Here is a 25,558-nt window from a genome sequence, read left to right on the forward strand (position 1 = left end):
TCCAGGTGCTCATGGCCTACGGCAACCTGGCGGTCATGGCGGTCGCGGCCCAGCTCATCGCCGGGCCGCGTGGCCGCGCCTGGATGATGGCGACGGCGGGGGCCGTCGGGATGACCGTGCCGTGGTTCTTCGGGCTCGCCTTCGCCCAGCAGGGCCAGGGGGTGCTGCTGCCTTCGCTCGTCGTGCTGGTGACCAGCTGGGGTATGACCTGGGTGGTCTCGACCCTGACGCGGGTCGCCGTGCGCCGACGGGGGCGGTGAACGGGGCGCTCAGCCTCGCGCTGGAGCCACTGCGCGCAAACGTCCAGCAGCCGGTCGTTGGCCTCGGTCTCGCCGATCGTGCAGCGCACCCCGTCGCCGGCGAACGGCCGCACCATGAGCCCGCGCGCCTGGGCGGCCTGGGCGAAGGGCACGGCGTCGTCGAGCAGCGGCAGCCAGCAGAAGTTGCCCTGGGCCTGCGGCACCGACCACCCCTGCTCGCGCAGCGCGGCCACGACCCGCTCGCGCTCGGCGACGAGCTCCTCGACCCGGGCGAGCAGCTCGTCCTCGGCCGCCAGGCTCGCGATCGCTGCGTGCTGCGCGAGGTCGGTGACGCCGAACGGGGTGGCCGCCTTGCGCAGGGCCGTGGCGACCTCAGGATGGGCGACGGCATACCCCACCCGCAGCCCGGCCAGGCCGTAGGCCTTGGAGAAGGTGCGCAGGACCACGACGTTGGGGCGCTCCCGGGCGATCGCGAGCGCGTCCGGGACGGTCTCCTCGGTGGTGAACTCCAGGTAGGCCTCGTCGATCACGACGATGAGGTCGCGGGGCACCCGGTCGAGGAAGGCCCTCAGCTCGGCCTCCGTGACCGCCGGACCGGTCGGGTTGTTGGGCGTGCAGACGAGCACCAGCCGGGTGCGGTCGGTGATCGCCTCGGCCATGGCGTCGAGGTCGTGCCGCGCGTCATCGGTCAGCGGCACCTGCACCGAGCGCGCCCCGGAGAGCGCCACGACGATGGGGTAGGCCTCGAAGCTGCGCCAGGCATACACCACCTCGTCGCCCGGGTCGCACGCGATGGCCACGAGCTGCGCGAGGACCGCGACGCTGCCGGTGCCGGTGGCCAGCTGCTCGACGGGGACGCCCAGCCGCACGGCCAGCGCCTCGGTGAGCGCGACCACGCCCATGTCGGGGTAGCGGTTGACCTGCTGCGCGGCGTCCGAGATGGCCTGCGTGACCGAGGGCAGCGGGGGGAAGGGGTTCTCGTTGGAGGAGATCTTGTATGCCGTGACCCCCTCGACCGGCGCCGGCGGCTTGCCCGGGACGTAGGCCGGCACCCCGGCCAGGGTGCTGCGGAGACGGACGGGCGCGGGCTGGTCGGTCATGAGCTCAGCGTATCCAGGGCTCCGCGGACGGAGCTGCCTACCCTCAGCCCCTCCCTGTGCACGGATCTGCAGCCTGTGCACGCCACAGGAACCCCAGCCGCACCTGTGCACGCTTGCTGAAGCAAGGCTGCAGATATTTCCTCGGCTCCGCCCCAGCAAGCGTGCCCAGGTATGACCGAGGCTGGCGAGGTCAGCGACGCGCCGGGAGCACGTCGGTCGCCAGGAAGTCGTCCCCGACGAAGAGCAACGGCTCGCCGCTGGTGACGGAGAGGGCATACGCGAAGCAGTCGCCGTGGTCGAGCCGTGCCGGGTGGCCGGAGCCACGACCGAAGCGCCGGTATGCCGCCCGCGCCACCTCAGCGTCCCGCGGCGTCACGGGCACGACCTCGATGGCGAGCTCGCGCACCAGGTCGTCCAGGCGGGCGCCGTGCGTGGTGGACCGCTGGTCGGCCACGATGCCGACCTCTAGCCAGGTCGCCGCCGACATGCGGCACGGGTGCGCGAGCGCCGTCCGGGCGAGGTCCTCGAAGCCCTCCTCGGCCTGCACGATCGCGAGCAGCGCGGAGGAGTCGACGATCATCGGGGGAGCCCGGTCCGGTCGTCGTAGAGATCGTCGGTCGTGGTGATCCCCACCTCTGGTCCGAGCTGGGCGTCGGCAGCGGCGAAGGCGTCGACCACCGCCCTCACCCGCTCCATGCGGGGCTCCAGCCCCGCCCTGTCCGGATCGATCTCGTAGTCGCGCAGCAGCCGGGTCAGCGCCTCCTCGACGGCGCCGATCTGCGACCGCCCGGTCACGCGCGCGGCCTCTCGGGCGAGGGCATGGACCCGCTCGCTCTTGATGTTGAGGCTCTTGGCGCCAGTCTACCCTCGCGCCGGTCTACCGTTCTACCTCCTGCCCGGCCGGCCCCACCGGCAGCACCCCGACCTTTCGGACGGCCCCGCACCGAGCCGACCGCCCGTGGGACGATGAGCGGCATGAAGATCCTCGCGACCGTCGTCGCCAACGGCGTGGCCCTCTGGGTCGCCTCGGCCCTCGTGTCCGGCATCGAGTTCGGCGGGCAGGGGTGGTCGACGGTGCTCACCGTCGTGCTCGTGGCCGCGGTCTTCGGCGTGGTCAACGCCGTGGTCCGGCCGCTGGCCCAGCTGCTGTCGCTGCCGTTCATCATCCTCACGCTGGGCCTGTTCCTCGTCGTGGTCAACGCCCTCATGCTGCTGCTGACCTCGTGGCTCGCCGGCGTGCTCGGCCTGGACTTCCGGGTGGACGACTTCTGGTGGGACGCTGTCCTCGGGGCGGTCATCGTCTCGGCCGTCTCGATGGTCGTCGGGATGCTCCTGCCCGACGGTCGCGACTGAGCATGCCGGTGCCCGGCCCGGCACGCTCAGCATGCCCCGAGGTCAGGCTGACGTCTGCGGTAACGTCCCGTGACACGCCCCCAGCACGAAGGAGTCACGCGTGAGCGACGACGAGGTCGCGGCCAGCAGCGGCAGCCCCACCGGTCACGAACCGCCCGAGCGCGACATCACCGACGGCGGGCCCGACATGGTCCAGTTCCTGGCCGCCGACGGCACCCGCGTCGAGCCGAGCGAGACCACCGAGCCCTACGCGGCATACCTCGAGGATGTCGACCACGAGGCCATGGTCGGCCTCCTGCGCGACCTCATCCTCGTCCGACGCGTCGACGCCGAGGGCTTCGCGCTGCAGCGTCAGGGGGAGCTCGGGCTCTGGCCCAGCCTGCTGGGCCAGGAGGCCGCCCAGGTCGGCGCCGGCCGCGCGATGCGCCCGCAGGACTACGGCTTCCCCGGCTACCGCGAGCACGGCGTCGCCTGGTGCAAGGGGGTGCCCCCGGAGAACCTGCTCGGCATGTTCCGCGGGGTCAACCACGGCGGCTGGGACTCCCACGAGTACAACTTCCACCTCTACACGATCGTCATCGGCAACCAGATGCTGCACGCGGTCGGGTATGCCATGGGCGTGGCCCGCGACGGTGATGTCGCGACCGGCGACGCCGACCGGGACACCGCTGTCATGGCCTTCACCGGCGACGGCGGCACCGCGCAGGGCGACTTCAACGAGGCCCTCGTCTTCGCCTCGGTGACCAACGCCCCGGTCGTCTTCTACGTGCAGAACAATCACTGGGCGATCTCCGAGCCCAACGACCGGCAGTTCACCATCCCGCCCTACCGCCGCGCGGACGGCTTCGGCTTCCCCGGCATCCGGGTCGACGGCAACGACGTCCTCGCCAGCTACGCCGTCACGAGGTATGCCCTCGACCGGGCCCGCAGCGGCCAGGGCCCGACGCTCATCGAGGCGTTCACCTACCGGATGGGCGCGCACACCACCTCTGACGACCCGACGAAGTACCGCATCTCCGCCGAGGTCGACGCGTGGAAGGCGAAGGACCCGATCGACCGGATGAAGGCATACCTCACGGCCGAGGGTGCGATCGACGACGCCTGGGTCGAGCAGACTGAAGGAGAGGCCGACGAGCTCGCCAAGCGGATCCGCAAGGCCTGCCAGACGATGCCCGACCCGCCGCACGAGGAGATGTTCGCGCACGTGTATGCCGAGCCGCACCCGCTGATCGAGCGTGAGTCCGCGTCCTTCGCGGACTACGAGGCCGGGTTCGAGGACTGAGGGGCGAGGCGATGAGCACGCAGGCACAGGCGCGCGGCGGCGCGAGCAGCGGCACCCGGATGACGATCGCCAAGGCGCTCAACGCGGGGATGCGCGCGGCGATGGAACGCGACCCCAAGGTCGTCCTCATGGGGGAGGACGTCGGCAAGCTCGGCGGCGTCTTCCGGATCACGGAGGGGCTGCAGAAGGACTTCGGCGAGGACCGGGTCATCGACACCCCGCTCGCCGAGGCCGGGATCATGGGTGCGGCCGTCGGGATGGCGCTGCGCGGCTACCGGCCGGTGGTGGAGATCCAGTTCGACGGCTTCGTCTACCCCGCCTTCGACCAGATCGTCAGCCAGGTCGCCAAGATGCACAACCGCAGCCTCGGCGCGCTCAAGGTGCCGATGGTCATCCGCATCCCCTACGGCGGCGGCATCGGCGCGGTGGAGCACCACAGCGAGTCCAACGAGTCCTACTTCGCGCACACCGCGGGCCTGCGGGTCGTGACCTGCTCGAGCACCGAGGACGCCTACTGGATGATGCAGCAGGCGATCGCCAGCGACGACCCGGTCGTCTTCTACGAGCCCAAGCGGCGCTACCACGAGCGCGGGGTGCTCGACCTCGGCGAGGCCGGATCGGGGGCCTCCCTCGACGACGCGCCGCACGCGCTGGGTGAGGGTGTGGTCCGGGTCGAGGGCAGCGACGTCACGGTGCTGACCTACGGCCCCATGGTCAAGGTCGCGCACGCCGCGGCGCAGGCCGCCGAGCTGGAGGACGGCCCCTCGATCGAGGTGATCGACCTGCGCTCGCTCTCGCCGCTGGACACCGAGCTCATCGAGGAGTCGGTGAGCAAGACCGGACGCTGCATCGCGCTGTCCGAGGCGCAGACCTTCTCCAGCATCACCTCCGAGCTGGCCGCGCACGTCCAGGAGCACTGCTTCTACCACCTCGAGGCGCCGGTCCTGCGGGTCGGCGGCTACAACATCCCCTACCCGCCGAGCCGGCACGAGGAGGTCTTCCTCCCCGACCTCGACCGCGTCCTGCACGCGGTCGAGACCCTGCTCGCATACTGACGGCTCACGCCACAGAGAGGCGATCTTCGTGCCAGAGTTCAAGCTCCCCGACCCCGGCGAAGGTCTCGTCGAGGCCACCATCGTCGAGTGGAAGGTCGCCGTCGGCGACACCGTGAAGACCAACGACATCGTCGTCGAGGTCGAGACCGCCAAGTCGCTGGTCGAGCTGCCGATCCCGTATGACGGCACGGTCACCGAGCTGCTCGCCGCGGAAGGCGACGAGGTCGAGGTCGGCACGCCCATCGTCGTCGTCGACGACGGGAGCGGCGAGGGGGGCTCCAGTGGGTCAGGCGGCACCGACGCCGAGGACGTCACCGACGAGCAGGCCGCGGCCTCCGACGACCTGGTGCCCAGCCCGCCCGAGGGCGGCGAGGGCGGCACCGGCAGCAAGCGGGAGGCGGTGCTCGTCGGCTACGGCGCGATCGAGGGCTCGACCACCCGGCGCAAGCGGCGCCGGGGGGCCTCGGGCGCCGAGGCCGAGGCGGCCACGACCCCGCAGCGCAAGGCCAAGGCGTCCCCGCCGGTGCGGAAGTATGCCCAGGACCGCGGCGTCGACATCAACCAGGTGCCCGCCGCCGGACCGACCGGCATCGTGCGCCGCTCCGACATCGACGCGCACCTGCGGGGGGCAGGGGCAGAGATCCCGGCACCGCCCTCAGAGGACCCCGGCGAAGACTCAGCTCCTTCTGCCGCTGCCTCACGCGGCGACTCCGGGGCCACATCGCCCGAGGCGACCCGGTCCGGGGAGCAGGCGGGGGGCGAAGCCCCCCGCCCGAAGGCATACCAGCGGCCGGTCTTCGACCGCTCCGGTGAGCGGGAGGAGCGGATCGACGTCAAGGGCGTGCGCAAGATGACCGCGCAGGCCATGGTCGGGTCGGCCTTCAGCGCGCCGCACGTCACCGAGTTCATCACCGTCGATGTCAGCCGCACGATGGAGCTGATCGACCGGCTCAAGGCCGACCGGGAGCTGCGCGACCTGCGGATCAACCCGCTGCTCGTGCTGGCCAAGGCGATGACCGTCGCGGTGCGGCGCAACCCGGGGATGAACGCCGTCTGGGACGAGGACGCCCAGCAGATCGTGCAGCGCAACTACGTCAACCTCGGCATCGCCGCGGCGACCCCGCGCGGGCTGGTCGTGCCCAACATCAAGGACGCCGACCTCATGGACCTGCGTCAGCTCGCCGAGGCGATGACGGACCTCGTCGCGACCGCCAAGGCCGGGAGGACGCAGCCGGCCGACATGTCCGGCGGGACGATCACGATCACCAACGTGGGCGTCTTCGGCGTCGACACCGGCACCCCGATCATCAACCCCGGCGAGTCGGCGATCGTCGCCTTCGGCGCCGTCCGGCGTATGCCGTGGGTCGTGGGCAGCGGGGACGAGGAGCGGATCGAGCCGCGCTGGGTGACCCAGCTGGCGGTGAGCTTCGACCACCGGCTCATCGACGGCGAGCTCGGCTCGCGGTTCCTCGCCGACCTGGCCGCCCTGCTGGAGGACCCGGCTCGCGCTCTCGCCTGGACCTGACCTCAGGTTCTGGACATGCGTTTCTGGGGCTCCGGCCGCAGAAATCGTGGATGGCCTCGGTGCTGGCGTGCAAGGTCGCTTACTCGTCGTCGCTGCTGCGGGCCTCGACGACGACCAGCGCGGCCACGACCCCCGCACCGAGCAGGGTGAGCATGGTGGGACCGAGGACCGGGTCGTAGGGAGCGACCAGCGCACCCGGCCCGTGGTCGTCGCCCGCGGACTCCTGCCAGGGCCACAGCGCGCGCAGCGAGCCGACCATGAGTCCTGACATGACCAGCAGCGTGCTGCGCCGGTGGTGCTCCAGCAGCCAGCTGATGAGCTGGACGAAAGAGGCCAGGCCGGTGATGGCGCCGAGGGCGAAGACGCCGATGTAGACGAGGTCGCGGGAGTCGACCGCCTCCAGGGTGGTGGTGTAGAGACCGACGGCCAGCAGGAAGAAGGAGCCGGAGACACCCGGGACGACGAGCGCGCAGATCGCGACGGCGGCGACGGCGAAGACGAGGATGAGCGGCGGGTTGGAGACGGTGCCCCCACCGGCCAGGCCGATGAGCGTCCAGGCGAGCAAGGCCGCACCCACGGCGAGGACGACCTCGAGCCAGACCGGCCGGCGGCGCTCGGGGAGCATCCGCAGCGGCACGAGGACGCTCATGGCGACCATGCCGAGGAAGAGTCCGCGCGCGTGCTCGGGCGTGTGGGTGACGAACCTGCTCATCACCCCGGCCATCGTGAGGACCGCCAGGCCCATCCCGAGGACCACAGGCAGGAGCAGCCACCAGTTGGTCCGGCGCAGCTCGATGAGCGCGCTGGCGACGCGGCCCTGCTCGCCGCCCACGACGAGCGCCTTGGCGGCGGACACGACGTGCGAGGCCGAGCCGATGAGCTGCTCGTAGAGCCCGGTCACCAGCGCGACCGTCCCGCCAGAGACACCCGGGATGAGCTCGGCCATGCCGATGAGGAAGCCGCGCAGCAGGTCCAGGGGCAGCAGCAGCCGGCTGCGGCCGGACGTCTGAGCCGTGGCGGAGGAGGTGTCGGTCACGCCGAGCAGCCTAGTGGGAGTGCAGCCACCTACTCCGAGGCAGTCTTCGGTGGGAGGCTGGGCGCGCCGGGCGTTCACACGCGCCCTGTCCTCCTGGGACCGACTGACGACAGCCTGGGTGGATCGATGTATCGCACGCTCAGCCAACCAGCGGATCGCCATGTCTTCTGTGTCGAAGTAGCGAGGGTGCAGAATGTGGTCCCGCTCGTATGCCGCGACCGTCCAGCAGTCATCCTCTGTGCGTGACAGGAGGAGTTCTCCGGTTCCTCGGCGCTGCTGATGATCCGCTGCGTAGCCGACTTCGTCTGGGTGTTGGCCGAGTCTGGTCTTTGTGGCTTTCAGGTCGTTCCCGAGAAGGGGCGGATGAGGGCCAGCGCAACACCAGGAACTGCTGACTAGCCACTCTTGCGGCGCAGGTGGCGTGGGGCGTACCGCTCAGCATCCTCGGTGACGCATTCGGGGTCGCGGTAGCGCAGGACGGCTCCGATGCTGACTTCCGGCACCGTGGAGATGGGGTCGAGGGTCTCGGGGTGGTCGCGGGACACCCAAGCGGTGCCGGCGAACGGGTCGTAATCGTCTTTCTCCGCCTCGTTGTAGTACCAGCGTCCGGGGTAGTGGGTGAGGAGGGTCTGGCCGATGTAGCGGACGGCGCCGGTGAGTTCGTGTTCTTGTTCGGGGGTGATGTCGCCGCGGAGCCAGTCGGTGCCTTCGGGGTAGCGTTCCAGGATCCAGTGGCCCAGGGTGGTCAGGGAGTCCAGGGAGTGATCCCACCGGTCGGCGGGGGCGGCGGGTCCGGTCTTCCAGGCCTGGAGCTCGGTGTCCATGGTCTTCAGCCAGGCCGCGAGGCGGGTGCCGGGTTCGGCGGGTGGTTGGGTGAGAAGGCCGGGGCTGTCGGTGGGTTGGTCGTGGTGGGGTTTGGCGGCGTGGTTGGTGTCGAAGACGTCGAGGAGCACGTCGGCCTGCGGCCGCTTGATCGTGTTGATGAGCAGCTTGAGGACGTCGATCGGGTCGTCCTCGCTGGAGTGTGGGACGTCTAGGACGAGGACGGGTCGGCCGCGCCAGGGCACGTCGGGGTCGGTGGTGTAGTGCCAGTGGCCGCCGATGTGCCGGATCAGGGTCTGCCCGATGAGGCGGATCGCGCCGTCGACGAAGGCTGTCTCGGACCCGTCGGTCACGGTTTCGGGAGTGCCGAGCCGGTCCCGGATCACTGGCTGCAGCTCGCCCAAGGCGTCCCGGGAGTAGATCCGCGCGGAGAAGCCCTTCGGTAGCCCGAACATCTCGAACCCGGTGATCTTCGGGTCCATCTCCTCCAGCCACGTCTCGAACAACTCACCCGACGCCGGCAGACCCGCGCTCACGCCACCACCGCCGGCGCTGCCGGTCGTTCCCCCTCCGGCACCCGCGTCGTCGTCACCACCTGCGGAACGCTTCCACCACGGCATCTTCTGTCTCGTCCTCTCGGTGCTCTGGTTACGTACTCGAACTTAGCCTGTGGGGGTGCCCGTTCCTACCCAGACCTCCCACTCGATGCCCGCCTCCCGCATCCGGCGCTGTGCCGCGGCGCTCGGTTCGTCGCTGAGGATGTAGATGATCGTCCACTCCCGCTCGCGAATCATCTCCGCGTCCTTCTGGATCTGTGCGGTGCTCGGGTTGCCGCCGGACTTGAGCTCGTAGGCGATACCGTTGGACTCGTCGACGTAGTCGTAGTTGCGTGTCCGGCCGTTCTCCAGCTGCACCTTCCTGTTGCGGCGCCAGCCGTCATCAACACGGAAGCCATGGTCGTCCCAGAAGGCCTGCTCGTAGGCCTCGCCCTTGCGCTGTCGGCCCCAGTTGCTGATCGTGCTGTTGTGCCAGCGCTCCCAGCTCCACGGAGTGGTGCCAGCCTTATCATGCCGGTCGATGTACTCCTGCCAGCGCTGATAGAGGTGCTCGCGGGTGCCGATCGGGTAGGCGGCATCCACGTCGATGTCGTCCAGGTCTGCATAGCTCGGCTCGGGGCTGTTGCGCAGTGACTCGCCCGGGCTGTCGTACTCGTACCGTCGGGGGTTGTCCGCGCTGCCACCGACCAGAGGTCGGTTCTTGCCCGGGAGATCGCCCGGTCCAGGGCCTCGCGGTGTGGGCGTGGGCGGTTGATCCCGCTTGAGGAGACGGTCGAGGAAGTCGGTGATCTTGCGCTTCATTGACGCCGGGAGCTGGTCGAGCAGCTTGCGGCCCAGACGGCCGAACGCTCCTCCCGGGATGAGAGCGGAGACAGCGGTGAAGGCCCCTTCCATCGCAAGCCGCTTCACGAGCTCCTGGCCGTCGATCTTGCCCTCGCCCCAGTCGGCGACGGTGTCGACCATGTCTCCGGCGCCGATGAGAGCGGCACCGCCTCCCATGAGCGCGATGGCCACCCCCGCGCCGGGCACTCCGGCCAGCGCCCCGATCCCGGTCATGCTGGCGACGACAGACAGGATCAGCAGCACGGCACCGACGACGACGAGCACCCAGCCGACAACCTTCAGGATGACGGCGATGACGCGGAGGATGATGACGTTGTTCTTGAACCACTCGCGGACGTTGGCGAGGTTCTCGTCGATCCACGCGCCCAGGTCGGCCGTCAGGTTCTCCCACCAGGCCGCCATCGCCTCCCAGGCCTTGGAGACCTCGGCGAGGGCGTCCCAGGCATCGGAGATCTTCCCGGCGCGCCACTCCGCGCCGTCCTTGATGCGATCGGATGGCCCCGTTGATGGAGAAGGCCGCCGAACGGATGGCCCGCACCCTCGTGCTCGCTCAGCGCGAGGGTGACGGACCCGGCGGCGAGAAACGGACAGGCTAGGTGCACCCGACGCATACCATCGAGATATGCCCGCCCGCCCGCGCCTGCAGGACCGCCTCCTGACGATCCTCACCACGCTCGCGGCGGTCGTCATCTTCGTCGCGGGGATGTCCCGCGGCAACACCCGGGTCGCCGTGATCGGCGCGGCGTTCTTCCTCGGCTACGGCGTGCTGCACGCGGTCACCCGGCGGCTCGAGCCGGCCGCGCGGCTGCTCACCGGCAGCGAGGCGGACCGCGACGAAGCGATGGCGCAGTTCCGCGCGACCAGGCTCGCGGGGCAGGGGGCGCTGCTCATCGCGCTGGTCGGCGTCATCCTGGACCTCACGCTGCAGTGGCCGCCCGGGCTGTGGGTGGCCGGCACCGCGCTCGGGGTGCTGGCGATCTTCGTCGGCGGGCTGTGGGGCTTCAGCCGCGGCCTGCGCGCGCGCTGAGCGTCACCGCGTCAGCGTCAGCGCGTCGAGCACCCGGCGGGCCAGCTCCTCGTCGCCGCTCACGTGGTATGCCGTCTGCCCGGTGGGCGTGCGGCCGGCGGTGCGGCGGGCCAGCGCGTGGGTGGACATCGCGATCGTGGTCGTCGGCGACGACCCCACGCCCGAATCGGACTCGGTGACCGGCACGTCGTCCTCCTCCTCGGCCGCCGAGTGGCCGGTGAAGAGCTCGTGCGCGACCGGCTCACCGGCCTCGTCGACGTCGACCCGCACACCGGCCCGCCCGGTCACCGGGCCGGTGCTCTCGACGATGACCACCGTCCCCGGCTCCGGCGCCACGCGGCGCAGCACGACGCGCGGCACGGCGTCGAGCACCATCGCGGTCCACTGCGCGGCCCCGTCGCCGTCGAGCGACCCGGGGCGTCCCACCGCCTCCCGGATGTCCTGCTCGTGGGTCCAGATGTCGCACAGCCGCAGCCGCACCAGGTCGACGAAGCGCGCCTCCTGGTCACGGATCGAGCGGACCGTCGACTCCAGCTCCAGGTCCGGGGCATACAGGTCCGCCGTGCGGATCTCGACGAGGGAGCGGAGCTCGGCCAGCAGCTGCTCGGGGGAGAGGGCGGCCCGCGAGCGCAGCCCCTGCTCCATCCAGACACCGAGGTCGTTGCGCACGTGCTCGGGCGTGCCGACCTCGATCGTCTCCTCGACGACGGGCTGGGCGGAGCCGGAGAGGTAGTCCTCGACGTGCACGACGTGCGCCACGTGGTCGCGGACGCTCCACCCGGGGCAGTCGGTGGGCAGCTCCCACTCGGCCTCGCGCAGCCCGTCGCAGACGTTGACCAGGGACAGCAGCACCTGGCGGTATGCCTCGACGAAGCCGGGCACGTCGGCGGGCGGGGCGGGGTGGACGACCATACGGCCAGCCTAACGAGGCGACCTACCATGGAGGTATGCCCGTGCCCCCTGCCGCGACCCCAGCGGCACTGCGCTGGACGGTCCCCGTCACCACGGTCCTGACCGCGCTCGTCGTCGCGGTCCCGGCCGCCGCGCTGAGCGGGGCGGCGGCGCCGCTGGTCATCGGCGACGCCGGGCCGCTCGTGCGCTGGGGGATGGTCGTCGTCGAGACGGTCCACCACCTGGCCGCGGCGCTCACCATCGGCCTGCTCGTGGTCGCGGCCTTCCTGGTGCGGGAGGGCCGGGAGACCGACCGGCGCCGCACCGCCGCCCGCGTCGCCGCCCTGGCCGCGCTGCTCTGGGCCACCTGCGCCGCAGCGATCCTCGTCGTCGGCTTCGGCGACCTGGCGGGCATACCGCCGAGCACACCGGGCTACCTGTCCGACCTCACCGCCAACCTCTGGGGCCTGGAGCCGCTCCGGTTACGGCTGATCGAGGTGCTCCTCGTCGCGCTGCTCGTGCCGCTGGCCGCGGCGGCGCGGACCCGGGGCGCGCTCGCCTGGTCCGCGGCGCTCGCGCTGGCCGCCCTGGTGCCGCAGCCTACGGCGGCCACGCCAGCGGCACCGACGGCCACGAGACGGCCGTCACCGCGCTGCTGCTGCACCTGGGCGGGATGACCGTCTGGGTCGGCGGGCTCATGGCGCTGGGCCTGCTGCTGCCCGTCCTCGGCTCGGCCCTGCCGGAGACGCTGCGTCGCTACTCCGCGCTGGCCACCTGGTCGTTCGTCGCGATCGGCTTCTCCGGTGTCCTCTTCGCGCTGCTCACCGCGGACGACCTCGGCGACCTCACCACCGCCTACTGGGCCGTGATCTGGGCCAAGGTGGTGCTGCTGGGTGTGCTCGGGGCCTTCGGGGTGCTCCAGCGACGGGCGATCATCGCCCGCGGCGCCGACCGGCCCTGGCTCTTCGCCGCGCTCGCCGCGAGCGAGCTCGCCGTCATGGCCGCCGCCGTCGCGCTGGGGACCGTGCTGTCCCGGACGCCCCCGCCGGAGGTCGAGTCCTCCGCGGCGACGGACACCGCGGTCTACGCCCTCACCGGCTACCCCATGCCGCCGCCCTACGCCCCGGCCCGGCTGCTGGACGTGTGGCAGGTCAACTGGCTCTTCCTGCTCGTCGCGCTGCTCGCGGTGGGTCTGTATGCCGTCGGCTGCGTCCGCCTCTGGCGGCGCGGGGACCGGTGGCCCTGGTGGCGGCTGCTCGTGTGGGTGCTCGGCTGGGCGGTCTTCGGCTACGCGACCAACGGCGCTCCAGGGGTCTACGGCCGGGTGATGTTCTCCCAGCACATGGTCATGCACATGACGCTCATGATGGCGGTGCCGATCTTCCTCGTGCCCGCCCAGGCGATCACGCTGGCCTACCGCGTGCTGCCGGCGCGCAAGGACCGCACGCTCGGGCCGCGCGAGGTGCTCATTGCCGTGGTCCACTCCCGCTGGGCCGCCTTCGTCGCCAACCCGCTGGTCGCCGGGGTCATCTTCTTCGTCAGCCTCATCGCCTTCTACTGGACCGGGCTGTTCGAGCTCGCCCTGACCACGCACACCGGTCACGTGCTCATGGTGGCCCACTTCACCCTCACCGGCTTCGCCTTCGTCTGGTCGCTCGTCGGGCAGGACCCGGGCCCGCCGCGGTGGGCGCCGCCGTTGCGGATCATGGTGCTGCTGGGGACCCTGGCCGCGCACGCCTTCTTCGGGCTGGCACTGATGCAGGGCACCTGGCTCCTCGCGCCCGGCTTCTTCAAGACGATCGAGGTGCCCTGGGTCGAGGACCTGCTCGTCGACCAGCAGCTCGGCGGCACCATCGCCTGGGGCGTGGGAGAGCTGCCGACGGTGGTGCTCGTGCTGATGGTCATGGTCGACTGGATGCGCAGCGACGACCGGGAGACCCGACGCTCGGACCGGCGGGCCGAGCGCGACGACGACGCCGAGCTGGCCGCCTACAACGCGCGGCTCCAGCGGCTGGCGGAGAGGAGCAGCAGGTGAGGGTTGCGATCATCCAGCTCGGGTATGCCGAGGGTGCCGACGAGAGCGTCGAGGCCCGGGCGGATCGGGTCGCCGGGCTGGTGCGCTCGGCCGGCGCCGGCCACGACCTCGTGCTGCTGCCCGAGCTGTGGAGCGCCGGCGGCTTCGCCTCGACGGAGTGGGAGGAGCGCAGCCAGGACCTCTCCGGGCTGGAGCGCGGCGAGCTGCCGCCGGCCCTGGTGCCCGTCGCCGAGGCGACGCGCGAGATCGGTGCGGTCGTGCATACCGGGTCCGTGGTGGAGCGGACCGTTGAGCCGGGCGAGGAGGGGCGCCACCTGTGGAACACCTCGGTCGTGCTCGACCCGCGCGGCGAGGTGTGCGCGACCTACCGCAAGATCCACCGCTTCGGCTTCGGCGGCGGCGAGCCGAAGCTCATGGAGGCCGGCGGCGAGGTGGTCGTCACCGACCTGCCGGCCCCGGCGGACGGGCTGAAGAGCGGGCTGTCGACCTGCTACGACCTGCGCTTCCCCGAGCTCTACCGCGCCCAGCTGGACCGCGGCGCCGAGGTCTTCGTCATCCCCTCGGCCTGGCCGATGGCGCGGGTCGAGCACTGGCGGCTGCTGCTGCGGGCGCGCGCGGTCGAGGACCAGTGCTTCGTCGTCGCCGCCAACACCGCCGGGACGCACGCCGGGGTCGAGATGGGCGGCCACAGCGCGGTCGTCGACCCCGCGGGTTCCGTGCTCGCCGAGGCTGGGGCAGGGGAGGAGACGCTCTCGGTCGAGATCGACGCCTCGCAGGTGGGGCGGGTGCGTGAGGCCTTCCCCGTGCTCTCCGACCGCCGTCTGTGAGGGCCGCCGGTTAGGGTGGCCCCAGGCACATCGAAAGGATCACTCATGGGCATCGGCCTCGGAATCTTCCTGCTCGCCGTCGGCGCCATCCTGTCGTTCGCGGTGGGCGACCTGACGAGCGTCGTCGACCTCCCGACCGTCGGCTACATCCTCATGGCCGCCGGTGTGCTCTCGCTGCTGCTGGGGCTGGTGATGAACACCCAGCGCAACAACACCACGCACCGCGAGATCATCGAGCGCAACAACCGTGGTGAGACCCGCTACCGCGACCGCGACGGCTACTGAGCGCCGGAGCGCCGCCGACCGCTTCGCCCGGGCCCGCGCCCGGGTCTACGCCGCCCTCCCGCGGCTGCTCCGTCGGTGGGTCCCGGAGACCGCGATCGGCTTCGCCGCGATCAGCAGCTTCACGTATGCCGTCGACCTGACGCTGCTCGCGGTCCTCTTCGACGTCCTGTGCTGGCCCTACCCGCTCGCGGTGACCACGGGCTACGTCATCGCCTTCGGGCTCGCCTTCGTGCTCAACCGCTGGCTCAACTTCCAGAGCCACGGCCCGGTGGGCCGCCAGACCGGGCGCTACGTCCTGACCGTCGTCGCCAACTACCTGCTCTTCATCCTCGCGCTGTCCACGACCCTGGAGTGGGTGGGCGTGCAGTTCCTCGCCGCGCGGCTGATCGCCGGTGCGTGCGAGGCGGTCTTCATGTATCTCATGATGCGCAGCTTCGTCTTCCGGCTGAAGCGCTACACCTGAGCCGCTCCGCTCTGGCGGCGCGACCGGGCGGATCGTGCGAGAGTGCACCCGGACGGGGATGTCGGCGCGCGCGTGGGCTCAGAAGGCGGCCTCCGGCAGGTCCATCACGGACGCCACCTGACCGTCATCGGCGGCGGTGACGGTGCGGCGGTCGGCGCCCAGGCGCGGGAGCACCTCGGTGGCGAAGAAGCGGGCCGCGGCGACCTTGCCCTGCAGGAAGGCCTGGCCGCCGTCGTCGGCGGCGCTCACCCCGCTGACGCCGCGCTCGCCGGAGTCCAGCAGCCGCTGGGCGGCCTCCGCCTCGCGCAGCAGCAGCCAGCCGATGAGCAGGTCACCGGTGGCGAGCAGCAGGCGGGTGGTGCCCAGGCCGACGGCATACACCGCCTCGGGCCGGGTCTGGCTCTCCACCGCCCTCGCGGTGAGGAACTCCACCATCTCGTTGACCTCGCCGAGCCCGCGCAGCACCGCGCCCCGGATGTCGCCGAGGCCGTCGTCGACCTGCGCCGAGGCGGTCTGCTGCACCTGCGCCGCGACGTGGCCGAGGGCCTGACCGCGGTCGCGCAGGATCTTGCGGAAGAAGAAGTCCTGCCCCTGGATCGCGGTGGTGCCCTCGTAGAGGCTGTCGATCTTGGCGTCGCGGACGTACTGCTCGATGGGGTAGTCCTGCAGGAAGCCGGAGCCGCCCAGGGTCTGCAGCGACTCGGTGCCGAGCAGCGTGAAGGCGCGCTCGCTGCCGCAGCCCTTGACCAGCGGCAGCAGCAGGTCGTTGACCCGAGCGGCCAGCCCGACGTCGGGGCCGTCGCCGGTGTCCTCGCCCTGGTCCTGCGCGGCGTGGACCTGGTCTTGGACGCTCGCGGTGTAGAGCATGAGGGCCCGCAGCCCCTCGGAGTAGGACTTCTGCAGCAGCAGCGAGCGGCGCACGTCGGGGTGGTGGGTGATCGTCACCCGCGGGGCGGTCTTGTCCGCCATCTGGGTGAGGTCGGCGCCCTGGACCCGCTCCTTGGCATAGGCGAGGGCCGCCTGGTAGCCGGCCGAGAGCGTGGCGATCGCCTTCGTGCCGACGAGCATCCGGGCATACTCGATGATCCGGAACATCTGCGCGATGCCGTCGTGGACCTCGCCGAGGAGGTAGCCGACGGCCGGGCGGTCCGGGTCCTCGCCGAAGGAGACCTCGCAGGTCGTCGAGACCTTGAGGCCCATCTTGTGCTCGAGGCCCGTGATCCGGACCCCGTTGCGCTCGCCGAGCTCACCGGTCTCGAGGTCGGTGACGTGCCGGTCGGTGAGGATGAACAGCGAGAGCCCCTTGGTGCCCGGGCCGGCGCCCTCCGGGCGGGCCAGGGCGAAGTGGACGACGTTGTCGTAGAACGGCGCGACGCCGCTGGTGATGAAACGCTTGGTGCCGGTCAGGTGCCAGGTGCCGTCGCCGGCCTTGACCGCCCTGGTCCGGCCCGCGCCGACGTCGGAGCCGGCGTCGGGCTCGGTGAGCATCATGGTCGCGCCCCACGCCTTGTCGACCATGAGCTGGGCCAGCTGCTGCTGCTGGGGCGTGCCGAGGCGGTAGAGCACGTTCGCGAAGGTGTAGCCGGCGGCGAACATCTTGACCGCCGGGTTGGCGCCCATGACCAGCTCGGACATGGCCCAGGTCAGGCTCGGGGGAGCGGGCGTGCCGCCCAGGCCCTCCTCGATCTCCAGCCGCCAGAACTCGCCCGCCACCCACGTCTCATAGGACCGGACGAAGCTCTCCGGCATGCTGACCTCGCCGGTGGCCGGGTCGAAGACGGGCGGTGTCCGGTCGGACTCGGTGAAGGAGGCGGCGATCGGGCCCTCCGCCAGCTCGGCGACCTGCGCCAGCGCCGCGCGGGCGGTCTCGACGTCGACCTCCTCGTAGGGCGCCCGGCCCAGGACGTCCTGGCGGCCGAGGACGTCGAAGAGGACGAACTCCGCGTCCCGGACGTTGCTGCGGTAGTGGCCCACGCTGGCTCCTCAGGTGTGCGGTCCTGACCTCTGGTCAGGTATGCGGTACTGACGGTACGCCGTAACTGTCGTCAGTCTATACCGACCCCTCGGCTCCCTACCCGCGGGTAACCGCTCGGCCCTGCAGACCGTGCGGTCGGTGCGTGCTTGGCCGTGCGGTCGGTCAGGCGAGGGTGGTGAGCTGCTCGGTGACGGCGCGCTCGAGGCAGTCGGCGGTGTCGTTCCAGGAGGCGGCGGCGCCGTAGGTCGCCGAGAGGTCGACGACGCGGAGCCCGGCGAGCCGCGCCGCGGGGGCGTCCTCGCGCACCACGCCCGCGACGACGATGACAGGTATGCCGTAGGGCTCGGCCTCGTCGACCACCCCGCCGACGACCTTGCCGTTGAACGACTCGGCGTCCAGGGCGCCCTCGCCGGTGACGATCGCGTCGGCCCGCGCGACCGCGTCGGCCAGCCCGACCTGCTCGGCCACCAGCCGCAGCCCCGGCACCAGGGAGCCGCCCAGCACGAGCAGCCCGCCCCCGAGGCCGCCGGCCGCACCCGCGCCAGGAGTGGTCGACACGTCGACGCCGAACTCCTCGACATACCCGCCCTGCAGCTCGAAGAGGCGCCCGGTGAGCTCGACGACCTGGTCGCCGCTGGCGCCCTTCTGCGGCCCGAAGACCTGCGCGGCCTCGACGAAGGGGGTCTGCACGTCGCACGCCGCGAGCAGCTCCACCCCGCGCTCGGCCGGCGTCTGCCCGTCGAGCAGGGCCCGCGCCGCCTCGACCGCCCCGCGCCCGCCGTCGCTCATCGCCGACCCTCCGAGGCCCACGATCACGCGCGTCGCCCCGTCACGCACGGCCTGCGCGACGAGCTCGCCGGTGCCGGCGCTGGTCGCGCCCACGGGGTCGTTGCCCTCCTTGCCACCGGCCAGCACCAGCCCGCTGGCCGCGGCGGACTCGATGACTGCCACGCCGTCGTCCCCCAGCCGCCACTGCGCCTCGACCGGCGTGCCCAGCGGTCCGGTCACGGTGCTGGTCCGGTTGGCCCCGCCGAAGGCGTCGAGCATGCCCTCACCGCCGTCGGCCATGGGCATACCGATGACGTCCCAGCCCGCCCCTGCGCCCCGGAGCGAGCGGCCGCGACGACCTCGGGAGCGGTCAGCGACCCGCGGAACTTGTCCGGCGCGATCAGCACGACGGGGCGGGCGGGGGTGTCGGCGGCGGTGCTCACAGCCCTGACCCTAGGGCAAGGATTGGCGCGGGCGTGTGCGGATGCACGATGATGGCGCGCATGACGACGTCGACGAAGACTCGCTCGCTCATCGCCGCGCTGGCCGCGACCGCACTGCTCGCCGGCTGCAACGCCGGGGCCGGCACCAGCTCGGACACCGGGTCGCCGGAGGAGGGGGAGTCCGCCGGGTCCGGTGACGGCGGCGACGACACCGCCGCGGCCCCGGAGCCCGGTGGCTCGGACGAGACGGTCCGCATCGGCCTCGTCGCCGAGCCGGCCAGCCTCGACTTCACCACGACCGGAGGGGCGGCGATCCCTCAGGTCATGATGGACAACGTCTACGAGACCTTGGTGCAGATCGACGGGGAGAGCGCGGAGATCGTGCCGGGACTCGCGACGGAGTGGGAGGTCAGCGAGGACCGGCTGACCTACACCTTCACGCTCGAGGAGGGCGTCACCTTCTCCGACGGCAGCGAGTTCACCGCCGAGGACGCGAAGTTCTCGATCGAGCGGGTCTCCTCCGACGCCTGGACCAACGGGCTCAAGGCCAAGTTCGACGTCGTGGAGTCGGTCGAGGCGGTCGACGACACCACGCTGGAGGTCACGCTCACCCGCCCCAGCAACCAGTTCCTCTACAACCTGACGACCCTCGTCGGGGCGATGTTCGACACCGAGGGGGTCGACAACCTCGCCGAGGAGGCGATCGGCACCGGCCCCTACGTCTTCGAGAACTGGGACCGCGGCTCGCAGATCACGCTGGAGCGCAACCCCGACTACCACGGAGATGCGCCCTACTTCGCCTCCGTCGAGATGCGCTACTTCGACGACGCCAACGCGCTCAACAACGCGATGCTCACCGACTCGATCGATGTCGTGTCGACGGTGCAGGCCCCGGAGTCGCTGGCCGAGTTCGAGGGTGGCGACTTCCAGATCGTCGAGGGGACCACCAACGGCGAGGTCGTGCTGTCGATGAACCAGGAGGAGGGCAACCCGCTGGCCGACGTCGAGCTGCGGCGGGCGGTCCGGCACGCCATCGACCACCAGGCCCTCATGGACACCTGCTGGGCCGGACGCGGCGAGCTGATCGGCTCAATGGTCCCGGTCACCGACCCGTGGTACGAGGACCGCACCGGCGACTACCCCTTCGACCTCGAGGAGGCGCAGCGGCTCATCTCCGAGGCCGGCGCCGAGGGCACCGAGCTGCGGCTGCGCATACCGTCGCTGCCGTATGCCGTCTCCTGCGGCACGGTCGTCGAGTCCATGCTCGAGGACGCCGGGCTGGAGGTGACCATCGACGAGCTGGAGTTCCCCGCGGCCTGGCTGGAGACCGTTTTCACCAACAAGGACTACGACATGTCGATCGTGTCGCACGTCGAGGGGCGTGACATGTCTGCCGTGTTCGGCAACCCGGACTACTACACGACCTACGGCACGGAGGAGGTCCAGACCCTCTTCGAGGAGGCTGACGCCGGCACCGAGGAGGAGCAGACCGAGAAGCTGCAGGAGGCCGCGGCGCTCATCAGCGAGGAGGCCGCCGCCGACTTCCTCTTCCTGCTGCCCAATCTCATGGTCGCCGACACGGACATCACCGGGCTGCCGACCAACGCCCTCCGGGAGTCCTTCGACCTGGGGGACCTCGCGCGGGAGTGACGGTGCCCGGGGCTCTCGGTGCCTCCGCCTGACCTGGGCAACCTTGTGCACCGGATACGCCGTCGAGAAGGGCGCATCTGGTGCACAACCTTGCGCAGGTCCCAGACGTGCAGCACACCCTTGACCAGGTCGAGGTATGCCTGCCGCCGGGTCCGTGCCCGCGTCACCCTCTAGGGTGCTGAGCCATGCTCCTGCGCCTGCTGCACCGCGCGCTGGTCCTCGTGGCCAGCGTCCTGGCGGCGTCGGTGCTGGTCTTCGGCTTCATGCGGGTGCTGCCGGGTGACCCGGCGCGGGTGGCGCTCGGGATCAATGCCTCGGACGAGGCGGTCGCGCGGCTGCGCGAGCAGTTCGGGCTGGACCGGCCCCTCGTGGTGCAGTACCTCGACTGGATGCGCGGCCTGGTCACCCTCGACCCGGGCATCGAGTTCGTCTCCAAGGCGGCGATCGGCCCGCAGATCGCCGACCGGCTGCAGGTCACCCTCATCCTCGTCGTCACGGCCATGGTCCTGGCCGTGCTCGTCGCCGTCCCCGTCGGCATCTGGATGGCGGTGCGCCACCGCCACCTCGACGGGCTCCTCATGTCGGCGCTGTCCCAGGTCGGCGTCGCGATCCCGGCCTTCCTCGCCGGCATCGTGCTCATCTCGGTCTTCGCGGTGCGGCTGCGCTGGGTGCCGAGCGGCGGCTGGGTCGTGCCGTCGCAGGACCCGGTGGGCTTCCTGCAGCGGATCGTCCTCCCGTCGGTCGCGCTCGCGATGGTGCAGGCGGCGGTGCTGGCGCGGTATGTCCGCTCCGCCGTCCTCGACGTGCTGCGGGAGGACTACCTGCGCACCGCCCGGGCCAAGGGGCTGCGCCCGGTGCAGGCGCTGTGGCGGCACGGTCTGCGCAACGCCGCGGTGCCGGTGGTCACCGTGCTCGGCCTGCAGCTCGCGACCCTGCTCATTGGCGCGGTCGTCATCGAGCAGGTCTTCGTCATCCCGGGCCTGGGGTCGCTGCTGCTGGACTCGGTCGCCGACCGCGAGCTCCTCACCGTGCAGACCGTCGTCATGGTCCTCGTGGTGGCCACGCTGCTCATCAACTTCCTCGTCGACGCGCTCTACCTCGTCATCGACCCACGGCTGCGGACGGGGTCGCGATGAGCGAGATCCAGGGCGCGGCCGCGCAGGGGCTCGAGGCGCAGGCTCCCGCGGGCGGCTCGGCCGGGCGCCGGCTCAACCCCTCGCTGCTCCTCGGCGGGGGTCTCGTCGCCGTGGTCGTCGTGCTCGCGCTCGTCTCCTACGTCTGGACGCCGTATGTGCCGATGCGGGTCCTCCCGGTCGAGGCCTACCAGACGCCCAACGCCGAGCACTGGCTCGGCACCGACCGCTACCGCCGCGACGTCTTCACCCAGATCCTCGTCGGGGCACGCACGACCCTGTATGTCGGCTTCGTCGCCGTCGGCGTCGCGGCGCTCGTCGGGGTGCCGCTCGGCATCCTGGCCGCGATGTCGCCCGGCTGGCTCGGGCAGCTCGTGATGCGCTCCAACGACGTGCTGCTGGCGTTTCCCGCGCTGCTGCTGGCGATCATGTTCGCGGCGCTCTACGGCGGCTCGACGCGGGTGGCGATGATCGCCATCGGCATCGCGACGATCCCGGCCTTCGCCCGCATCACCCGCTCCGGCGCGCTCGGGGTGATGAAGACCGAGTACGTCGTCGCCGCCCGGGCCGCGGGTCGCTCGCCGCTGGGGATCGCGGTGCGCCACGTCATACCCAACGTGGCGGGGCTGGTCATTGTGCAGGCGTCGGTCTCCTTCGCCATCGCGATCCTCGCCGAAGCGGCGCTGGCCTACCTCGGCCTGGGCACGCCGACCGGGCAGGCGAGCTGGGGGCGGATGCTCTACGAGGCGCAGACCACGTTGCGCACTGCGCCGCACCTGGCGCTCATCCCCGGCGCGGCGATCGCGCTGTCGGTGCTCGGCTTCAACCTCTTCGGCGACGGGCTGCGGGACTGGCTGGACCCGAAGCTGGAGGGTCGGTGACAGGATCAGAAAAGTAAAGACTTCGTCAATTCTCGCAAGCGTTGTAGACCTCGATTGGGGGGGGAGGTACTGTCCTTGGTATCGAGAGTCTCCGGCGCAAGTGCGCGGCAGAGGCGGTAAGCGAGGGAGGACGGCATGAAAACACGTACAGGACTGTGTGCATTCGTTGCTGGTACGGGCCTGATGTTTGCAGGCGCCATGCCGGCGTTCGCGGCGGTAACCGAGGACGGCGTGTACAACTGCGCGGCCTACCCTGCGGTCCAATTTCGAATCCAGGGGGGTGGCGTCGTCTTGGGGCCGGGAGATGGGACGGCGACCAGGTACACCGCATCCTCGTCAACTTGGCGATCAGGCGACAATCGTGGACCAGGTGGATTTTGGTCCGTCACGGGAAACACCACTGTTGATCTTGCCTATACACGCGGCGTTTGCCGAAACTTTGGGTGACCAGCAAGTCGGCGAGGGGAGTCACCTTTGTTGGGCAGGCAACATCTCACAAGCTTCGTCGCACTGGTCGTCGGCGCAGCGCTCGCGTCCCTTGGAGCCTGTTCGTCGGTTGACGCCATCGGCTCGGCCGTCTCCACCGAGGCATCGAGCAGTGAGGCAGGGGATGTGCCAAGGCAGGAGTTTGTAGGGAACCCACGTGACTATCAAACGTCATTGGCAAAGTGCTTCAGCGACCGAGGGTTTCCCAGTGAGGTGGTGGTGACGGAGCAGGGGGATCTGGCGGTCGATAGTGCGGGCGTCAATCAGCAAACAATGCGGGACTACCTAGAAGTCGACCAGATCTGCACAGAGACGCTGCCTCCCCCCCCGGAGCCGCGCTCTGATAGTGATCTTGCGAGATATTACACGTCGTGGTCCACCCAGCATGAATGTCTCACCCAAGCAGGTTACGATATTCCAAGCCTTCCTACTCTGCAAACTTTCACTGCTACATTCCGGAGCGGTGAGCTTGCGTCGTCGCCAGTGAGTTTGGTTGAGGGTCCACAGCAGTCGGGGGCTGCCAAGCTTTGCCCCCCGGACAATGACCATTGGTGGTGAACCGGCGTCGCGGGACCAACCTTGGCTCAGGAAACAAACCGCACAAGAACGGAAGGTGTGAATGAGATGAAGATGTCAAGAGGAGCTGTCAGTGCTACAGTAGCGATGATTCTAGCGCTGGCGCTCAGCGGAAATCCCGCCATAGCTTACGAGACCAAGCGGGTGAGTGGAAAAATCAGTGGGTGCGGCGGCTACTCTGCCCCGTATGCGAGTGCCTACTCCATCGGCCAGATGATACATGTCAAGCCTGGTGGTAGTAAGAGCCAGGCAACGCGGTACACCAACCCGAGTTGGGCATATAGGGGCCTCTACGGTCCCGGTGGTGAGTGGTCAGTAGATGCGAACTCCAGCTCCAGTTGGATCGAGACCACACGTAGTGGCGGCTATTGTCGCAATCTCTGATGAGGAGAGCCAGGCCCGCAGAGGCGTCCAGTTGTGTGGCATTAGTGTCTGCTGTTTTTCTGCTAAGTGGGTGTAATCCAACTGGCGACACGGATACGGCGGACTCTGTAGCTGCAGAGGAATTCAAGAATTTTGACCAGCAGGTGCGTGCATACTATGAGAAGCAAGCGGCGTGCTTGACTGAGGCTGGATTTCCAACAACAATCAATGCCGATGGGAGTATTACGATTTCGGGTATCGACTTCGAGCGCGATGCTCAGGTGGTCCGGCGGTGCGATGACGTATCGGGTGAACATCCTGAGTTGCCTACGCCAAGCGAGGAGGGCCTGAGCGAATTCTATGCTCGGTTGCTCGATGTCCATGAGTGTCTTGAAGCAAATGGCCTGTCATCAGTCCAGCCTCCGAGTGAGCAAGTTTTCATCGAAAGCTATCTGGCGAGCCTTCAAGGCGGATCTAGCGATGCGCCGTGGCATCCGTATGCAGAGTTTTCCAGCGAGGTCGAGAAAAAATGTCCCGCCCCTCTCCTCGAAGACGTGTACCTCGAGTAGTCCAGGCCAAGTTCCGGAGGGGATTCACTTCATCTTTGTGCACCATATCCCCGACCGAGGGCGGCTGGTGTGAGCCCAAGTTGCAGCAAACACAGCCCCGATTTCATGGGGACCCTGCCAAGCCACCGTCGACACAGTTGACGCCATAGTTGGCGTCGTGAAGTCGTAGGTAGGCGCTGGCATGGAGGGGCGAGAGAGCTTTGCCGGTTCTTGTGGCTCAGATGGGATGATGGACTCATGACGGATGAGGTGACGAAAGCCCCACGCAAACTGGGCGTCGTGGTGCTGTTATTGGTGCTCGTGGTTGGCTCCGTTGCCGGCACGTGGGTGTCGCTTCGAGTAACGCTGCTGACGGAATCAGCTGCAGATGCCTCGTCGGCGGCCGGTGAAGAGGTGTGGGGCGAGGTAGTGAGGGGGTCGGTTGGGCGGTCGTTGCCGTTGTCGACCACGGTGCGGCAGCCGGTGGGGGTGGTGGCGGTGAACGGGTTGTCGGGGGTGGTGACCTCGTCGTCGCCGGGCCGGGTGGAGTCTGGTGGTGTGGTGTACGTGGTGGGGCGGACACCGGTGCGGGTGGTGCAGGCGCAGCAACCGTTCTGGCGGGAGCTGTCGCGGGGTGTGCGCGGTGAGGACGTGGTCGCGTTGCAGGAGCTGCTCATCGCCGGGGGGTACCTGGATGCTGAGGCCGATGGTGACTTCGGTCAGGGCACGGAGGATGCGGTGGAGGCGTGGCAGGAGGAGCAGGGGTTGCCGGAGTCTGGGGTGGTGGGCCTGGGGGAGCTGGTCGCGGTGCCGGACCTGCCGGCGACGGTCACGGTCGGTGAGGCGATCAGGGTGGGGGGTCAGGTGTCGGGTGGTGAGGACGCGGTGCTGGCGCCGACGGGGGAGCGGGACTTCGTGCTGGTGGTGACCGCGGAGCAGGCGAGGTTGATACCGGCGGAGACCACGGTCGAGATGACGTTTGAGGACCAGCAGTGGACGGGGGTGATCGCCGGGTCCACCGTGGATGACACAGGTTCGACGGTGTTCGAGCTGACCGCGCCGGGCGGTGGGCCGGTCTGCGGAGAAGACTGCGGGGTGCTGCCGGGGGATGAGCAGGTGACGGTGCGCTCGGAGGTGGTGGTGGTGCCGCGGGTGGAGGGGTTGAGTGTGCCGGCGGCGGCGGTGCGGACCCGCGCGAATGGCAGCGCGTTCGTGTTGACTGAGGACGGGCAGGTCGAGGTGGTGGTGGCCGGTTCGGGGCAGGGTGTCGCGATCGTGGAAGGTGAGGGGCTCGTAGAAGGGTTGCGGGTGCTGGTGGCCGGGGACCCGGTGCAGGCACCGGGTGATGGTGGCGATGAGACCGGGGGAGGGTGA

Annotated in this window: 24 protein-coding genes; 15 read left to right on the forward strand and 9 right to left on the reverse strand. The window is 70.1% G+C overall.

The genetic code is table 11. The features are described 5' to 3' along the window. Positions 1–16: 16 nt before the first annotated feature. The 3 genes from hisC to BJF86_RS08250 form a co-directional block, all read right to left on the reverse strand. Positions 17–1,360 carry a histidinol-phosphate transaminase gene (gene hisC / locus BJF86_RS08240; protein ID WP_414819936.1) on the reverse strand — a complete coding sequence of 448 codons (1,344 nt, stop codon included), beginning with the start codon at positions 1,358–1,360 and terminating at the stop codon, positions 17–19. A gap of 190 nt (positions 1,361–1,550) precedes the next feature. Then, on the reverse strand, positions 1,551–1,940 hold the full coding sequence (locus BJF86_RS08245) for a type II toxin-antitoxin system VapC family toxin (protein WP_075818052.1): 390 nt from the start codon (positions 1,938–1,940) through the stop codon (positions 1,551–1,553). Continuing rightward, positions 1,937–2,200 (reverse strand): type II toxin-antitoxin system VapB family antitoxin, encoded by a 264-nt coding sequence (locus BJF86_RS08250; protein WP_083652838.1) that lies wholly within the window; start codon positions 2,198–2,200, stop codon positions 1,937–1,939. The genes BJF86_RS08245 and BJF86_RS08250 overlap by 4 nt, the downstream gene beginning before the upstream one ends. 135 nt (positions 2,201–2,335) lie before the next feature. Between BJF86_RS08250 and BJF86_RS08255 the strand changes: the two genes are divergently transcribed. The 4 genes from BJF86_RS08255 (at position 2,336) to BJF86_RS08270 (ending at position 6,575) form a co-directional block, all read left to right on the forward strand. Further along, positions 2,336–2,713 carry a phage holin family protein gene (locus BJF86_RS08255; protein WP_022926055.1) on the forward strand — a complete coding sequence of 126 codons (378 nt, stop codon included), beginning with the start codon at positions 2,336–2,338 and terminating at the stop codon, positions 2,711–2,713. Between the two features lie 100 nt (positions 2,714–2,813). Beyond that, on the forward strand, positions 2,814–3,995 hold the full coding sequence (gene pdhA / locus BJF86_RS08260; RefSeq protein WP_075818056.1) for a pyruvate dehydrogenase (acetyl-transferring) E1 component subunit alpha: 1,182 nt from the start codon (positions 2,814–2,816) through the stop codon (positions 3,993–3,995). An 11-nt stretch (positions 3,996–4,006) separates the two neighbouring features. Then, complete coding sequence (locus BJF86_RS08265) at positions 4,007–5,050, forward strand: alpha-ketoacid dehydrogenase subunit beta (RefSeq protein WP_075818058.1); 1,044 nt, start codon at positions 4,007–4,009, stop codon at positions 5,048–5,050. A gap of 28 nt (positions 5,051–5,078) precedes the next feature. Further along, on the forward strand, positions 5,079–6,575 hold the full coding sequence (locus BJF86_RS08270) for a dihydrolipoamide acetyltransferase family protein (protein ID WP_083652840.1): 1,497 nt from the start codon (positions 5,079–5,081) through the stop codon (positions 6,573–6,575). A gap of 79 nt (positions 6,576–6,654) precedes the next feature. Here the strand turns inward: BJF86_RS08270 and BJF86_RS08275 are convergent, their stop codons facing one another. The 3 genes from BJF86_RS08275 to BJF86_RS08285 all read right to left on the reverse strand — a co-directional run bounded on the left by BJF86_RS08275 (position 6,655) and on the right by BJF86_RS08285 (position 10,235). Then, positions 6,655–7,611, reverse strand: a complete 957-nt coding sequence (locus BJF86_RS08275) for a DUF368 domain-containing protein (RefSeq protein ID WP_075818062.1) — start codon at positions 7,609–7,611, stop codon at positions 6,655–6,657. 395 nt (positions 7,612–8,006) lie between these two features. Then, complete coding sequence (locus BJF86_RS08280) at positions 8,007–9,053, reverse strand: hypothetical protein (RefSeq protein WP_075818064.1); 1,047 nt, start codon at positions 9,051–9,053, stop codon at positions 8,007–8,009. Between the two features lie 42 nt (positions 9,054–9,095). Continuing rightward, positions 9,096–10,235 carry a hypothetical protein gene (locus BJF86_RS08285; protein ID WP_075818066.1) on the reverse strand — a complete coding sequence of 380 codons (1,140 nt, stop codon included), beginning with the start codon at positions 10,233–10,235 and terminating at the stop codon, positions 9,096–9,098. A 220-nt stretch (positions 10,236–10,455) separates the two neighbouring features. Here BJF86_RS08285 and BJF86_RS08290 point away from each other — a divergent pair, with 220 nt between their 5' ends. Continuing rightward, complete coding sequence (locus BJF86_RS08290; RefSeq protein WP_075818068.1) at positions 10,456–10,860, forward strand: hypothetical protein; 405 nt, start codon at positions 10,456–10,458, stop codon at positions 10,858–10,860. Between the two features lie 3 nt (positions 10,861–10,863). Here the strand turns inward: BJF86_RS08290 and BJF86_RS08295 are convergent, their stop codons facing one another. Further along, positions 10,864–11,772 carry a maleylpyruvate isomerase family mycothiol-dependent enzyme gene (locus tag BJF86_RS08295; RefSeq protein ID WP_022926050.1) on the reverse strand — a complete coding sequence of 303 codons (909 nt, stop codon included), beginning with the start codon at positions 11,770–11,772 and terminating at the stop codon, positions 10,864–10,866. 35 nt (positions 11,773–11,807) lie between these two features. Here BJF86_RS08295 and BJF86_RS16950 point away from each other — a divergent pair, with 35 nt between their 5' ends. From BJF86_RS16950 to BJF86_RS08315, 5 genes are read left to right on the forward strand one after another with little or no spacing between them, the layout of a single operon-like run. Then, complete coding sequence (locus BJF86_RS16950; protein WP_083652842.1) at positions 11,808–12,428, forward strand: hypothetical protein; 621 nt, start codon at positions 11,808–11,810, stop codon at positions 12,426–12,428. Continuing rightward, a complete protein-coding gene (locus tag BJF86_RS08300) occupies positions 12,425–13,786 on the forward strand; it encodes a bifunctional copper resistance protein CopD/cytochrome c oxidase assembly protein (RefSeq protein WP_083652844.1) in 1,362 nt (453 codons plus the stop codon). The genes BJF86_RS16950 and BJF86_RS08300 overlap by 4 nt, the downstream gene beginning before the upstream one ends. After that, entirely contained in the window at positions 13,783–14,613 is an 831-nt protein-coding gene (locus tag BJF86_RS08305; protein ID WP_075818070.1) for a carbon-nitrogen family hydrolase, read from the forward strand. Before BJF86_RS08300 ends, BJF86_RS08305 begins: the two co-directional genes overlap by 4 nt. A gap of 45 nt (positions 14,614–14,658) precedes the next feature. After that, a complete protein-coding gene (locus tag BJF86_RS08310; protein ID WP_022926047.1) occupies positions 14,659–14,898 on the forward strand; it encodes a DUF6458 family protein in 240 nt (79 codons plus the stop codon). Next, positions 14,864–15,361 (forward strand): GtrA family protein, encoded by a 498-nt coding sequence (locus tag BJF86_RS08315; RefSeq protein WP_075818312.1) that lies wholly within the window; start codon positions 14,864–14,866, stop codon positions 15,359–15,361. The genes BJF86_RS08310 and BJF86_RS08315 overlap by 35 nt, the downstream gene beginning before the upstream one ends. Positions 15,362–15,439: 78 nt before the next feature. Here the strand turns inward: BJF86_RS08315 and BJF86_RS08320 are convergent, their stop codons facing one another. Continuing rightward, positions 15,440–17,335, reverse strand: a complete 1,896-nt coding sequence (locus BJF86_RS08320; RefSeq protein ID WP_075818072.1) for an acyl-CoA dehydrogenase — start codon at positions 17,333–17,335, stop codon at positions 15,440–15,442. A gap of 163 nt (positions 17,336–17,498) precedes the next feature. Continuing rightward, the gene (locus tag BJF86_RS08325) at positions 17,499–18,416 is read right to left on the reverse strand and encodes a glycerate kinase (RefSeq protein ID WP_269087268.1); all 918 of its coding nucleotides are present in this window, start codon (positions 18,414–18,416) and stop codon (positions 17,499–17,501) included. Between the two features lie 191 nt (positions 18,417–18,607). Here BJF86_RS08325 and BJF86_RS08330 point away from each other — a divergent pair, with 191 nt between their 5' ends. The 5 genes from BJF86_RS08330 to BJF86_RS08345 all read left to right on the forward strand — a co-directional run bounded on the left by BJF86_RS08330 (position 18,608) and on the right by BJF86_RS08345 (position 25,558). Beyond that, positions 18,608–20,197, forward strand: a complete 1,590-nt coding sequence (locus BJF86_RS08330; RefSeq protein ID WP_075818076.1) for an ABC transporter substrate-binding protein — start codon at positions 18,608–18,610, stop codon at positions 20,195–20,197. A gap of 185 nt (positions 20,198–20,382) precedes the next feature. Beyond that, positions 20,383–21,333 carry an ABC transporter permease gene (locus BJF86_RS08335; protein WP_022926042.1) on the forward strand — a complete coding sequence of 317 codons (951 nt, stop codon included), beginning with the start codon at positions 20,383–20,385 and terminating at the stop codon, positions 21,331–21,333. Continuing rightward, entirely contained in the window at positions 21,330–22,211 is an 882-nt protein-coding gene (locus BJF86_RS08340; RefSeq protein ID WP_187344339.1) for an ABC transporter permease, read from the forward strand. Before BJF86_RS08335 ends, BJF86_RS08340 begins: the two co-directional genes overlap by 4 nt. 1,481 nt (positions 22,212–23,692) lie before the next feature. Continuing rightward, complete coding sequence (locus BJF86_RS17520; protein ID WP_143553762.1) at positions 23,693–24,205, forward strand: hypothetical protein; 513 nt, start codon at positions 23,693–23,695, stop codon at positions 24,203–24,205. Positions 24,206–24,442: 237 nt separating this feature from the next. After that, positions 24,443–25,558, forward strand: coding sequence for a peptidoglycan-binding domain-containing protein (locus tag BJF86_RS08345; RefSeq protein ID WP_075810902.1), 1,116 nt, complete (start codon positions 24,443–24,445; stop codon positions 25,556–25,558).

The organism is Serinicoccus sp. CNJ-927, assembly GCF_001942435.1.
Taxonomy (GTDB): domain Bacteria; phylum Actinomycetota; class Actinomycetes; order Actinomycetales; family Dermatophilaceae; genus Ornithinicoccus; species Ornithinicoccus marinus.

Excerpts from the sequence above, each read along its gene's own strand:
- hisC (WP_414819936.1), bottom strand. The coding sequence starts at position 1,360 with ATGACCGACCAGCCCGCGCCCGTCCGTCTCCGCAGCACCCTGGCCGGG.
- BJF86_RS08245 (WP_075818052.1), bottom strand. The coding sequence starts at position 1,940 with ATGATCGTCGACTCCTCCGCGCTGCTCGCGATCGTGCAGGCCGAGGAG.
- BJF86_RS08255 (WP_022926055.1), top strand. The coding sequence starts at position 2,336 with ATGAAGATCCTCGCGACCGTCGTCGCCAACGGCGTGGCCCTCTGGGTC.
- BJF86_RS08265 (WP_075818058.1), top strand. The coding sequence starts at position 4,007 with ATGAGCACGCAGGCACAGGCGCGCGGCGGCGCGAGCAGCGGCACCCGG.
- BJF86_RS08280 (WP_075818064.1), bottom strand. The coding sequence starts at position 9,053 with ATGCCGTGGTGGAAGCGTTCCGCAGGTGGTGACGACGACGCGGGTGCC.
- BJF86_RS08285 (WP_075818066.1), bottom strand. The coding sequence starts at position 10,235 with ATGGCGGCCTGGTGGGAGAACCTGACGGCCGACCTGGGCGCGTGGATC.
- BJF86_RS08290 (WP_075818068.1), top strand. The coding sequence starts at position 10,456 with ATGCCCGCCCGCCCGCGCCTGCAGGACCGCCTCCTGACGATCCTCACC.
- BJF86_RS08295 (WP_022926050.1), bottom strand. The coding sequence starts at position 11,772 with ATGGTCGTCCACCCCGCCCCGCCCGCCGACGTGCCCGGCTTCGTCGAG.
- BJF86_RS16950 (WP_083652842.1), top strand. The coding sequence starts at position 11,808 with ATGCCCGTGCCCCCTGCCGCGACCCCAGCGGCACTGCGCTGGACGGTC.
- BJF86_RS08300 (WP_083652844.1), top strand. The coding sequence starts at position 12,425 with ATGACCGTCTGGGTCGGCGGGCTCATGGCGCTGGGCCTGCTGCTGCCC.
- BJF86_RS08310 (WP_022926047.1), top strand. The coding sequence starts at position 14,659 with ATGGGCATCGGCCTCGGAATCTTCCTGCTCGCCGTCGGCGCCATCCTG.
- BJF86_RS08330 (WP_075818076.1), top strand. The coding sequence starts at position 18,608 with ATGACGACGTCGACGAAGACTCGCTCGCTCATCGCCGCGCTGGCCGCG.
- BJF86_RS08335 (WP_022926042.1), top strand. The coding sequence starts at position 20,383 with ATGCTCCTGCGCCTGCTGCACCGCGCGCTGGTCCTCGTGGCCAGCGTC.
- BJF86_RS08340 (WP_187344339.1), top strand. The coding sequence starts at position 21,330 with ATGAGCGAGATCCAGGGCGCGGCCGCGCAGGGGCTCGAGGCGCAGGCT.
- BJF86_RS08345 (WP_075810902.1), top strand. The coding sequence starts at position 24,443 with ATGACGGATGAGGTGACGAAAGCCCCACGCAAACTGGGCGTCGTGGTG.